Annotated in this window: 10 protein-coding genes; all 10 read right to left on the bottom strand. The window is 50.2% G+C overall.

From position 1 onward, the window contains the following. Positions 1–107: 107 nt before the first annotated feature. Entirely contained in the window at positions 108–836 is a 729-nt protein-coding gene (gene ymfI / locus CBE73_RS00825) for an elongation factor P 5-aminopentanone reductase (protein ID WP_094096050.1), read from the bottom strand. 29 nt (positions 837–865) lie between these two features. Then, the gene (yfmH, locus tag CBE73_RS00820; protein WP_094092577.1) at positions 866–2,149 is read right to left on the bottom strand and encodes an EF-P 5-aminopentanol modification-associated protein YfmH; all 1,284 of its coding nucleotides are present in this window, start codon (positions 2,147–2,149) and stop codon (positions 866–868) included. 3 nt (positions 2,150–2,152) lie between these two features. Next, the gene (gene yfmF, locus CBE73_RS00815) at positions 2,153–3,433 is read right to left on the bottom strand and encodes an EF-P 5-aminopentanol modification-associated protein YfmF (RefSeq protein WP_094092576.1); all 1,281 of its coding nucleotides are present in this window, start codon (positions 3,431–3,433) and stop codon (positions 2,153–2,155) included. A 121-nt stretch (positions 3,434–3,554) separates the two neighbouring features. Next, positions 3,555–4,424, bottom strand: coding sequence for a spore cortex-lytic enzyme (gene sleB / locus CBE73_RS00810; RefSeq protein WP_094092575.1), 870 nt, complete (start codon positions 4,422–4,424; stop codon positions 3,555–3,557). A gap of 255 nt (positions 4,425–4,679) precedes the next feature. Beyond that, the gene (locus CBE73_RS00805; RefSeq protein ID WP_094092574.1) at positions 4,680–7,517 is read right to left on the bottom strand and encodes a DNA translocase FtsK; all 2,838 of its coding nucleotides are present in this window, start codon (positions 7,515–7,517) and stop codon (positions 4,680–4,682) included. Positions 7,518–7,582: 65 nt separating this feature from the next. Then, complete coding sequence (locus CBE73_RS00800) at positions 7,583–7,813, bottom strand: YlzJ-like family protein (protein WP_094092573.1); 231 nt, start codon at positions 7,811–7,813, stop codon at positions 7,583–7,585. Next, entirely contained in the window at positions 7,810–8,565 is a 756-nt protein-coding gene (locus tag CBE73_RS00795) for a ClpP family protease (RefSeq protein ID WP_094096049.1), read from the bottom strand. The genes CBE73_RS00800 and CBE73_RS00795 overlap by 4 nt, the downstream gene beginning before the upstream one ends. A gap of 188 nt (positions 8,566–8,753) precedes the next feature. After that, positions 8,754–10,436, bottom strand: coding sequence for a ribonuclease J (locus CBE73_RS00790; protein WP_094092572.1), 1,683 nt, complete (start codon positions 10,434–10,436; stop codon positions 8,754–8,756). Between the two features lie 351 nt (positions 10,437–10,787). Next, positions 10,788–11,666: a 4-hydroxy-tetrahydrodipicolinate synthase gene (gene dapA / locus CBE73_RS00785; protein ID WP_268237163.1), complete on the bottom strand. Its 879-nt coding sequence runs from the start codon at positions 11,664–11,666 to the stop codon at positions 10,788–10,790. A 50-nt stretch (positions 11,667–11,716) separates the two neighbouring features. After that, entirely contained in the window at positions 11,717–12,934 is a 1,218-nt protein-coding gene (gene dapG, locus CBE73_RS00780; RefSeq protein ID WP_094092570.1) for an aspartate kinase, read from the bottom strand. Between the last annotated feature and the right edge of the window lies 1 nt (position 12,935).

Genomic DNA, 12,935 nt, shown 5'->3' with positions numbered 1-12,935 from the left:
CTCCGCACGGTCTTGGCAGATGGTAAAATAAACGCCAGCAGGCTTTGATTTCAAACAAGACTTCTGCTTAGCTTGGAAGGAGAGCCTAGACTGGGCCCGGGCAGCTATCAGGTGATCCAGCCCCCGTTTGGGCTGATGATCTGTCCCGTGATATACCCGGACTCCGGCAGCGCCAGAAAATAGACAAGCGAGGAGATTTCCTCGGCGGTTGCAAGTCTGCCCGCAGGAATTTCTTCCTCCAGCTGCCTAATTTCCTCCTCCGAGAAACTGCTCATCATATCTGTTTGAACCGCTCCGGGAGCAACAGCGTTTACCGTAACTCCGGAAGGAGCAAGCTCTTTGGCCAGCGCTTTCGTAAAAGCGTTAACCCCGCCCTTGGCCGCCGAATATACGACTTCGCAGGAAGCACCGGATATGCCCCAAATCGAGCTGACATTGATAATCCGGCCGTATTTCTGGCTGACCATGTACGGTATAAAAGCCTGACTGCAAAGGAAAACGCCCTTGAGGTTAACGTCCATCACTTCATCCCAGTCATCCTCCGTGACATCAGCGAGCATGCCGTATTTGGCAATCCCTGCGTTGTTCACAAGAATATCCGGATATAATCCATGATCCTCTAAACGGGCTTTCATTCTTGCAATGTCATCCTTGTTTCTCAGATCCGCCGACACCGTGTAAACTTTAGCCCCAAGCTCCATGCAGCGCCTTGCCACTTCATTGGCCGCTTCATGCGACTTGCTGTAATGAATGACAATATTCATGCCAACCGCGGCAAAACGTTCGGCGATTTTGGCGCCGATTCCCCTGCTTCCCCCCGTCACGAGGACGGTCATTTCACCGATATTCTTCTCTCCCCCGTTGATCACTCCGGACTCACCACAAGCGATACCGCCAGCTGGTTCCAGTCCGCATGCTCGCGCAAGCGTTCATTGACCTCATCCAACGTGATGGATTCGTACAGTTGAACCACGGAGAACAAATCGCCGCCGCGGAAGCGGTAGCGGGTGAATTCGTGAGCGATATTTTCCGGTGAGTTCAGCATGCGCAGATGACCGCCGATTTTCTTTTTCACAGCCCGTTCAAAATCGGATCGTTCAAAGCCGCTGCCCGCGAGTTTGGACACTTCTTCCTTTACCGTTGAAAGCAGCAGATCCGGATCGCGTGTATCTCCGCCGACAGCCGAAAAGGAATAATTCTCGTCGCTGTTATATTCATGACCAAAGCTGTCTGAGATCAGTTCCATGTCATAAAGCTTCTGATACAGTTTGGTGCTGGACCCGAACAGCAGATCAAGCATCAATTTGGTGACCAGATCACGCCGGATCAAAGCCTCGCCGGTCAAGCCCACCTTAGTGTCCTTGAAGCCGAACAGGCATTTCGGCAGCGAAACCGGGAGCTTGATGATTTTCTTAGCTTCCGCGACAGCCTCAGGTTCCTGTTCAAACAGCCGTTCGATACTGCCCTGCGGCTTGTAATCCTTGCCCGCTTGATTGTCACGGATCAGCTTAAGCACCTGCTCGGGGTCAACGCCACCAACGACAAACAGCAGCATGTTGCTAGGATGGTAAAAAGCATTGTAGCAGGTGTACAAAGTCTCCTTTGTAATAGTGCCGATTGATTCGACCGTGCCGGCAATATCAATATGAACCGGGTGTACTTTATAGAAAGCTTCGATTAATCCGAAATAAACACGCCAGTCCGGATTGTCCTGGTACATGTTGATTTCCTGTCCGATAATCCCTTTTTCCTTCTCCACGTTCTGATCGGTGAAATAAGGATTTTGAACGAAATTGACCAACGTCTCAATGTTCTCGTATACATGATCTGTCGCCGAAAACAAATAAACGGTCTGATTGAAGCTCGTAAAAGCGTTGGCGGAAGCGCCATGGGAAGCAAAGGTGGAGAAAATATCCCCCTCCGGCTCCTCAAACATTTTATGCTCCAGGAAATGAGCGATCCCGTCCGGAACCTTCACTTCATCTTGGCCTTCGACCTTAAAATGATTGTCAATTGAGCCGTATTTGGTTGAGAAGGTGGCGTAAGTTTTTGAGAAACCGGGCTTCGGCAGTACATATACCTCAAGCCCGTTCTCCATTTTCTCGTGATAGAGCGTTTCCTGAAGTTTATCGTAAGTAATCTTCTCCACCGGTTATTCCTCCTTCTGTCCTGTCAGGAAATAAATCGTATCCAAATGGAAGGTTTGCGCCGCATCGACGATATCCTGCTTGGTAACGGCTTCGACCTGCTCCAGCAGCTGCTCCGCCGGACGGTCCTTACCGGACAAGACGCGGTTGAAATCGTAAGCGATCATCTCAAACGCCGAATCCTGCATTTCCCGCAGCTGGTTACGGATCATCGCTTTGGTCTGGCTCATTTCAAGTTCGCTGATCTCGCCTTGACGCAGGCTTTCAAGCTGTTCTTTAATGATGCCCAGCGCCTTCTCATAATTTTGGATTTCAATTCCCGATTGGATAGTGGCCAAACCTTTATGCCCGTCGTAGCGGGAAGAAGCGTAATAAGCCAGGCTGGCTTTCTCACGAACATTAACAAACAGCTTGGAATGCGGATAACTTCCTAGGATCCCGCTGTACATCAATGCTGAAGCGTATTGATCATCCCCATAGGTGATCGGCGTCCGAAGCCCCATGTTGAGCTTGCCTTGATTCACGTTCAACCGCTCGGTTACGCTGTTCACTTCTCTTGGCTCAAACTCTACCTTCTCATGGGCATATGCCGGAGTGGAGGTGCGTTTCAGCGAGAAATGCTCCTCTACTAAAGAAGTGACTTCTTCCAAAGAAGTGTCTCCGACCACATAAAGGTCTAAATGGGCCTGCTGCAGCCACTGCTCATAAGCTTGGTACAGACTTTGCTCAGTAATGTTCTCCAGCTTCTCACGGCTCCCAAGCGGGTTCAGGCGGTAAACGTCCTGCTTGAACATTTCCTCCATGCAGCGTTCCGCAGCGTATCTGGCTTTATCATTAATGATGGATTCCAGCTTCTTGCGCACATTGTCTTTCTCCGCTTTCACATAGGAAGCTCTGAACGCCCCCTTTTCGGTAAGGGGCCGGGTCACTACCTCCCCCAGGAAAGCAAAGCTTTGCTCCAAAAGGGAATCTTCGGCTTTCACAAATGAATCATTGATCGTATCCATACGGAACGTAATAATCTGATAATTACCTCGTTTATATACGTCAAAACCGAATCCGGCGCCGTACATATGCTCGAGCTGCTCGCGGAAAAGGGTCGTTTCCGGATAGGAGGACGTCCCCCTGCGCAGTACAAACGGTGTCAAAGCCGTTGGTGTGACGAGTTCTTCCTTTAGTGGTATGCCGGCGTAAAGTGAGACGGCAAATGTTTTGAAGCGTTTAGTTGGCAGCACATGAATCCGGATATGATTCGCTTCGCCTCGTTCAAACTGCATCGTTGTCAAGAGTCAAAACCCCTTTTCAAAAGACTGTTTTAAGATGGTCCCGAAAGTAGTTCCATTCTATACCAATTAACAGGAAAGAAGCAACCAAGATGAACTCCCGGCTGCTTCTGCCCAAGCATGGTTACATGCAAAAAATATGTTTGCCAATCGTCTTCACCTGAGGACGGCTGCAAATCCATTTGGAGGTTGCTGTCTCCGGGTTGAAGTAATACAAACATCCGCCGGAAGGATCCCAGCCGTTCAGAGCCTGACGGACAGCTTTCTCGGATGACTCGTTAGGCGTAAGCCAGATTTGACCATCCGCTACTGCGGTAAATGCACCTGGCTGAAAAATAACGCCAGAAACCGTGTTAGGAAAACTTGGCGATTTCACACGGTTCAGAATAACGGCAGCTACCGCTACCTGACCTTCGAACGGTTCGCCCCGAGCTTCACCGTTGACGGCATTGGCCATGATCTTTAGATCATTTTCAGTCAAATTCAAAGCGTTAGCTGAACCTAATGAAGAGGCGTCTTCAGATTTTCCGCCAGCCGGCGCCTCATTCGTTGTTCCCTCCGCTCCGGCTTGATTATTGCCGGCAGCTGCTCCCTGATTCGGATTCGGGTTATAGGAGGAAGCTTCGGGTTTCCAGTTTTTCGTAGCGTTATAAAGCTTTAATTTCGTCTTAGCCCCAACTATGCCGTCCGGCTTCATGCCGAATTGTTTCTGGAACGTATAAACGGCATCGCGGGTTGTTGTGCCGTAATGGCTATCCAGGTCGCCTTTATAGAAACCAAGAAACTTAAGTCGGCCTTGCAATTCGTATACATCCTGGCCATAGGCGCCCGTCTGCATAACCTGGGATGTGAACGCAGGCTTGGACTGATCGGAAACAGGCTGACCTTGTTGCGCAGCGCTGCTTGCAGGCTGATGGAAATATAACGATCCCAAAACCATGCCGACGAGAGTAAGCATCAAACCGGCTGAAATCCAGTTTTTCATGTTTGTCATACGCTTTAGCTCTACCTTTCTCTGTGGTTTAACCAAGTGTGGGTAACTTTAGTATGACAACCCCTTCCCGTTCCTATGCATCAATTTAAAGCTAAAGCAAGCAAAATCACCCGGCGAGCGGGGAGACGGTCCTTTGTTCCCCGAAGCCCTCAGGCGCTTCATTCATAAGGGTTTGCAGCGAGGTGGAAACTTATTGGTTTCAACAAAAAAAGCCGTTCAGCAGGTGAATGCTGAACGGCTTGGTTACACCGGTAGTCAGGAACTTATCCGGCTTTGATTATATTGTTCTACGGATACGAGAACCTCGCGGGGTTTGCTCCCCTCATAAGGCCCCACAATACCGCGGGCTTCCATAGAGTCGATCAAACGTGCGGCCCGGGTATATCCGATCCGCATTCTCCGCTGCAGCAGCGACACCGAAGCCTGCTTTGCTTCCAGAATAATCTGGACAGCTTGGTCATAAAGCTCATCCAGCACTTCTTCCATCTCCTGCTGGGTATCGTCGACTTCCGGCACCAGACTTTCGTCATATTCTGCCTGTCCCTGACTGCTCACATACTGGACGATCGTTTCGACCTCCTGGTCACTCATAAAGGCTCCTTGAACACGGACCGGCTTGGAAGCGCCCATCGGCATAAACAGCATATCCCCCCGGCCCAGCAGCTTCTCAGCTCCGGCCATATCAAGGATTGTACGTGAATCAACCTGCGAGGATACGCCAAAGGCAATTCGGGACGGGATGTTGGCTTTGATTACACCGGTAATAACGTCAACAGACGGACGTTGGGTAGCGATGATTAAATGAATGCCGGCTGCCCGCGCCATCTGGGCCAGACGCGCAATGGCGTCTTCCACGTCATTTGCAGCAACCATCATCAAATCCGCGAGCTCGTCCACAATCACCACAATATAAGGAAGGATCGCGTCAGGGTTATCTTTCATCAGGTTGTTATAGCCTTCGATATTCCGTGTGCCCGATTTGGAGAACTTCTCATAACGTTTCTCCATCTCGACAACAATTTTCTTGAGCGCCAGCGAAGCCCGTTTCGGGTCCGTAACGACCGGCGCCAGTAAATGCGGAATGCCATTATATACATTCAGCTCGACCATTTTGGGATCGACCATCATAAATTTCACTTCATCCGGCTTCGCTTTAAACAAAATGCTGGTGATAATCCCGTTAATACAAACGGATTTCCCCGAGCCGGTTGCACCGGCAACGAGCAAATGGGGCATCTTGGCCAGATTGCCGACAATGGTCTGGCCTGATATATCCCGGCCAAAAGCGATCGACAGCTTGGACTCCGCTTTCTGGAAGGTCGAGGTTTCCATAACCTCCCGCATCGTCACTATGGAGACCTCGCTGTTCGGCACCTCAATGCCGATGGCAGACTTGCCGGGAATCGGCGCTTCCATCCGAATATCTTTGGCTGCCAAAGCAAGCGCAATATCATCCGTCAAATTGACGATCCGGCTTACCTTGACTCCGATATCCGGCTGGATTTCGTAACGCGTCACCGCAGGCCCGCGTACAACCTCAAGCACCCGGGCTCTGACGCCAAAGCTTTCCAGTGTAGCCTCCAGCTTCCTGGCCGTATTCATATAGTCGGCCTGATCTCCGCCCTTGTTCCCGTCGCTCGGTCTGGCCAGCAGGCGGAAAGGCGGCAGCTTATAAGGTTTTGGCGGCGGTTTTGGCGGGTCAACCGGAACGGGCTGTGCCGGATTGTTACCGGCTCCACTATCATCTCCGGCCCCTTCCCTGTTAGGAGTAGGAGCGGCAGAACCTGTATGATCCAGCGGTTCCACGTCTTCAAAATCCCCGCTCGAAACTCCAGGTTCTTGTCCGTCCTGCGATTCTCCCGGCTCCCAGCTACCTGGTTCCGCGTCTTCAAATCCTTCAGGCTCCGTGTCGCTTAAGGCTGGTGATGAGCCGCCATGGTTAGCGGGACCTGTATTCAGTGCTGAGGAGTAGAATTCATCTTCATGATCCTCTGCTTCATCTCCATTTTCCTTGCGGATTTGATCAAAGAAGTCACGGATAATCAGCCCCCGTTCTTTCTCCTGCTGCGGGGTCAGCTCGACGGCAGGTCCTATTGATCCTTCACTCCCTCCAGATCCTATAGCCCCTACATGCCCAGCAGGTTGATCCATGCCGCTGAACTTGACCTCATTCCAGTCCACCGGATTAGAAGCTGGACCCGTTATAATGGCTGGAGAGCCCTGCTCCTCAAAAGAAGCATCAAAATCGGCTTCATCCAGCGGGGCCTGCTCCTGCTGATTTCCTTTAAAACCAAGAAGCTGGAAGAAAACCGGCTTCTTGGCTGCTGCAGGAGCTGCCGGAAGCTCGGATTCCGGATCATAATCTTCGTCGTCATCGTCCAGATCAAACTGGGGGGGAGCTGCCGCTTTAACGGCTGGTTTCGTTTTCCGTTTCTGACCGGCCGGAACAGCCCTTAACAACCTTAATTTTCGGGAGATTAACTCTCCCAGGTTGAACACCCTTGTCCGTACCAGCCGTCCAAGTTCTACTACCGACAAATTCGTAATAAGCATAAAACTGATAGCAAACATCACAATTAAAATCAGCTTGCTGCCGGTAAGGCCAAACAGCATGCTGAGCAGCGCAAATTCTGCCGCTCCTATGTATCCGCCGCTGATATCCAGTTTGAAGATAGATACGGCTCCGCCATATCCAGGCAAACTTAAAGCCTGCTGCAAATCAATCCGGGTCTGGTTAAAAATATGACTTGGCGTTAATGCCCCTACAGGCGCAAGCTTTAATTCCATAGCGGAAATCGTACTCATCAAGGCAAAAGACAAGACGACCAGTACCAGGCCGCTCTTTCTGCTTGTCCATTTATTGGGCCAGCGTCGTTGAATCATTACCGTTAATCCGGCATAAATGCCGATAAGCGGAATAACAAAATAAAATTTGCCTAGCAGCAAGGCTGCCATTTTGGACAACGATCTGCCGACCGCCGCTTCTCCCGACAATGCGATAATTGACAGAGTGATCAGGATGATCCCGTAGATTTCATATTTCAATGTTCGGGTTAATGCTGATTTCTTTTTCTTGCGTTTCTTACCGGCCACAGGAACACCTCCAGATGAATATTATACCATATTCTCCGGAGGGTACCTAGAGGAATCCCGCGCCGTTATGGCTTTTTCATGATCACCGGCATAAAGGCGATCTCTTGGCCTGGCGCATAGGCCGGATTCAAATAATCCTCCAAACCGCAGCGAAGCAAACGGACAATGGTAGCTCTATGATCCGCTTCCAAGCGCACCTGCATGAGAACACCTCCGAGCTCCAGCTCCGCGTAGTTCTCCTGCGAATCATACCCTTCCCACAGCGCTTCTTCCGGCACAATCGTATAAATACTCATTGTGTCAGCCCTCCTTGAGCTGAAAGTGTCTTTTTGGCTTGAATCAAGCTGTTCAGCTTCAGCATCGCGTCTCCGATCCCGCCCAGGGCGTCGATCAGTCCGTATTTCACGGCATCCGAGCCTCCTACGGCCGTTCCGATATCCCGGTTCAGTTCGCCGGTTTTGAACATCAATTCCTTGAATTTCTTCTCCGTTATAGCGGAGTGGCTGGTGACAAACTTGACCACCCTTTCCTGCATCTTCTCAATGTATTCAAAGGTTTGCGGCACCCCGATGACCAGACCGGTCATCCGAATCGGATGAATAGTCATCGTAGCGCTTTCCGCAATCAGCGAATAATCGGAGGAAACAGCTATCGGCACACCTATGCTGTGGCCTCCGCCAATAACTACAGTCACGGTTGGTTTCGTCAGCGACGAAATCATCTCGGCAATGGCTAATCCGGCTTCAACATCCCCGCCCACTGTGTTGAGCATCACTAAAATGCCCTCAATCTTCGGATTTTGTTCCGCCGCTACCAATTGGGGAATCAGATGCTCGTATTTGGTGGTTTTATTTTGCGGCGGCAGCATAATATGACCTTCAATTTGTCCAATGATCGTCAAGCAGTATATATTGGAGCCTTCCGCAGCGGGCACTGTCGTTTGTCCCAACTGCTGAATCGCTTCCACAACAGGCGAACCTGTCCCTTCAGGTGCTGCAGGCACAGGAGAAGGAGCTGGTTCGGGCGTTTCATTCTCTGTATCTTTCATGAAAAATTGTTCGCTCATGTCCTCATTCCTTTCGGCTTCGTTACGCCGATTAGTATGCCGACAAATTTCTTCTGGCATGCAAAAAAGCCCCTTCTCCCCAAGAAGCCGTCCAATGCTTCAGGATAGAGAAGAGGCTCGTGTGCCTGGTTATGCAGAATGAGGTCTGTGATAACTCCGGCAGCCGAACATTAATTGACTTCCATAATGATTGGAAGAATCATCGGTCTGCGGCGGGTTTGTTCGTAAAGGAAACGTCCAAGCGCGTCTTTGACATTGGTCTTCAGTGAAGCCCATTCGTTGACTTTCTCGCTCATCAGCTTCTCAAGCGTACTGCTCACGATCCGGTTTGCTTCATCCAGCAAACCTTCGGATTCACGAACATAAACGAAACCTCGGGAAATGATATCCGGTCCGGAAACGATTTTGCCATCCTGTTTGCTTAGTGTTACGACTACAACCAGAATGCCGTCCTGACTCAGCAGCTTGCGGTCGCGCAAAACGATGTTACCTACATCGCCAACGCCCAATCCATCGATCAAAACGTTGCCTGACTGTACTTTGCCTGCTTTGCGGGCCACTCCGTTTTGAATCTCGACTACGTCGCCGATATCAACCAGGAAGATGTTCTCGTGCTCGACGCCAACGCTCTCTCCAAGCAAAGCGTGTCTGCGAAGCATCCGGTATTCACCGTGGATCGGAATGAAATACTTCGGTTTCATCAGGTTCAGCATCAGTTTGAGCTCTTCCTGACTGCCGTGTCCGGATACGTGAACGCCGGAATTGGAACCGCTGTAAATTACATTTGCGCCAAGACGGAACAATTCGTCAATCGTGCGGCCTACATATTTCTCGTTGCCTGGAACCGGTGTAGCTGCGATGATAACGGTGTCACCTGGCAGAATGTCCACTTTACGATGCGTAGAACGAGCCATTCTTGTCAGCGCTGACATGGGTTCGCCTTGAGAACCCGTGCACAGAATCACTACACGATCAGCAGCCATTTTGTTCACTTCTTCCGGTTCAATAATCAAACCGTCCGGGATTTCAAGATAACCCAGATCAGAAGCAATGCCAACCACGTTTACCATACTGCGTCCAATAATGGTCACCTTGCGACCTGTATTGTAAGCGGCATCCATCACCTGCTGAATGCGATGCACGTTGGAAGCAAAGGTTGCAACCACTACACGCTGAGCAGCTTTGCTGAAAATATCATCCAGCACAACTCCGACATTCTTCTCCGATGGTGTAAAGCCCGGCTTCTCAGCATTGGTACTATCAGACAACAACGCGAGCACGCCGCGTGCGCCAATCTCAGCCATACGCTGCAGGTCCGCAAACTGACCGTTTACTGGAGTATGATCAAATTTAAAGTCACCGGTGTGGACTACATTGCCTTCCGGAGTCTCTACACATACGCCAACCGAATCCGGAATACTATGGTTTGTAGCAAAGAAGGTTGCTTTAAGGGTGCTGCCCAGCTGAATTTCCGAATCAGCATCAATCAGGATCCGTTTCGTTTCACCGAGCAGGTTTGCTTCTTTCAATTTGTTCTCAACAAGTCCGAGTGTCAATTTGGTTCCATAAACCGGAACATTCAAATTTTTAAGTACGTAAGGCAAACCACCGATATGGTCTTCATGCCCGTGCGTCAGTACGATACCTCTGACTTTATCGCGATTCTCGGTCAAATAAGAGATGTCGGGAATGACGATGTCAATGCCGAGCATGTCCTCTTCAGGGAATTTAAGGCCCGCATCAATGACAACGATGTCATTGGCATACTGAATTACGTACATGTTCTTCCCGATTTCGGCTACGCCGCCGAGCGAGAAGATGCTTAGTTTGTCATTATTATTTTTTTTGGACAAGACGATCTAACCCTCCTATAAATTTGGACGTCATATTTTGTTTAACGATATAAGAAAAGGACCTACTCCCCTTAAAAGACAACATAAACGCAGTTGAAGAATAAACTTCCGTTGCCGGCGGCCCCAATGCGCATGTAGAATTTTCTGTGGAAGTTTGTTCTTATACTAAATTTCTAAAATATACCGCACCCAGTCACTTGAACCCATTATACATGATTATTTTGTCAAAACACAAGTCGGCCTTCTCTCCCACTACTGCTTACCTTGTCACGATACAGAAAAACCGATGCCCCCAAGGGAGCATCGGTTTTTAACAGCATGACCTTTATTTGGATAAGTTCTGCAATTCATTTAGGCAAGCAGCGAGCGGATAAAAATCTGTTCTTCTTCCGTTGCAGGAACAAGAGGCAGTCTGACAGAACCGACCGATAGCCCGCGTTCATTCAAAGCAAATTTGACAGCAACCGGATTTGGAACCGGATGCGGAGCTTCAAATAAGCCTTTAAATAACGGAAGCAGCTTCTGATGGAGTTTGGCCGCTTTTTGCACCTCTCCGCTCAAATAAGCTTCGATCATTTCCCTCATCTCGGTACCCGCAATATGACTCGCGACACTAACGATTCCATGGGCTCCGACAGCCAGCGTCGGCAGCGTTGCCGCGTCTTCGCCGGAATACACTCTGAAGCCGGCAGGCGCAGCTGCAGCAATCTGGGCCACCTGCTCAAGCGGAGCGCACTCTTTTACAGCTACAATGTTATGAATCTCAGCCAAACGAAGAATTGTTTGCGTGCTTAAGCTGGCTACCGTTCTGCTTGGAACGTTATATAGCATAATCGGCAGCGTCGTCGAAGTCGCAATGGCTTCAAAATGCCGGAACATGCCTTCCTGATTCGGTTTATTATAATAAGGCACCACCAGCAGCGCACCGTCCACGCCAAGCTTCTCCGCTTCTTTCGTCATCTTAATGGATGCCTCGGTGGAATTGGTGCCGGTTCCGGCAATGATTTTACAGCGGCCCGCAGCATGTTTAACCGCAAAGTCGAACAAAAGCAGCTTCTCCTCGGTCGACAGTGTTGGCGATTCGCCTGTGGTCCCGCTGATCACAAGCGTGTCGGATTTCTGATTTTCCACTAAATAATCTATAAGCTTTGCGGTCTGATCCCAATCAATTTGTCCAGCTTCATCAAATGGGGTGACCATCGCTGTCACTAATCTTCCGAAATCCACAATTCGTCCTCCTAATCTGTATTTGACTTCCTTCAAGCTGCCGATGAATCGGCTTAGATATGAAGCTCAAATTTTTTATGAAGTGCCCTTAAGGCCTGCACCATATCTTCCTTGTGAACCAGCACCCAGATCGTCGTGTTCGAGTCGGCGGACTGCAGGATCTGAATGTCTTTCTCGGCAAGAGCTTCGACAATTTTGGCCATAATCCCCGGTACTCCGTTGATTCCGCCGCCTATGACGGATACCTTGGCGCAGCCGCTCAAGATCTTAGGTGTAAACCCCAGTTCCCTGAGCTTATCGGCTGCTCTCTCAGCCTCATAATCCAAGACCGTATAGACAACTCCGGTTGGGGTAACATTAATAAAGTCTACACTTATATCATTCTCTGCCATGGCTTTAAACACCTGCAATTGAAGTTTGTAACTTCCTTCGCCGGATTCGACCATGATCTGCGTGACATTGCCGACATAGGCTATTCCCGTCACAAAACGGTCCACTACACCCGCCTGGACATCCTTAAAGCCCTCAGGATTGGCGACAAGCGTCCCCTTCTCGTCACTGAACGTAGACCGGACACGAACCGGAACGCCGGCCTGCATCGCGATTTCAACGGCCCGGGGATGAATGACCTTCGCTCCCTGGTGGGCCATATTGCAAATTTCAGCATAGCTGACATAAGTCAAGGGCTTGGCATCTTCGACAAGACGCGGATCAGCCGTAAGAATACCGTTGACGTCTGTATAAATATCGACCATTTCAGCACGCAAAGCCGCTCCGAGCGCCGTAGCCGAAGTGTCGCTTCCCCCTCTGCCCAGCGTGGTGAAGTCGCCATTTGCGCTTACGCCCTGGAATCCGGTCACGATGACTACACTTTTGTCTTCAAATTCCTTGAAAATCCGGTCCGGCACGACATCCAGAATACGGGCGCTGCCAAAATGATCATCCGTTCTGAACCCGGCCTGCGCACCGGTTAAGACGGTCGAAGAGATCCCCTTCGCTTGAAGCAGGCTGCATAAGGTTGCCGCCGATATGATTTCACCGCAGCTCATCAATAAATCCTTTTCCCTTGGAGGGAGCGCATTGCCGTTGGCAGCTGCCAAATCCAGCAGGGTGTCCGTCGCATAGGGGTCTCCCTTGCGTCCCATCGCCGATACGACCACAACCAGGCGGTAACCTTCCGCCAATTCTCTTTCTATATGCTTAAGCACAAATTCTCTCGCTTCCGATGTAGCCAAAGAGGTGCCGCCAAACTTTTGCACCAAAACACGCATG

Source organism: Paenibacillus physcomitrellae, assembly GCF_002240225.1.
Lineage (GTDB): Bacteria > Bacillota > Bacilli > Paenibacillales > Paenibacillaceae > Fontibacillus > Fontibacillus physcomitrellae.
The sequence above is the reverse complement of the archived record's forward strand: the minus strand, read 5'-3'. Positions and strand labels throughout refer to the sequence as shown.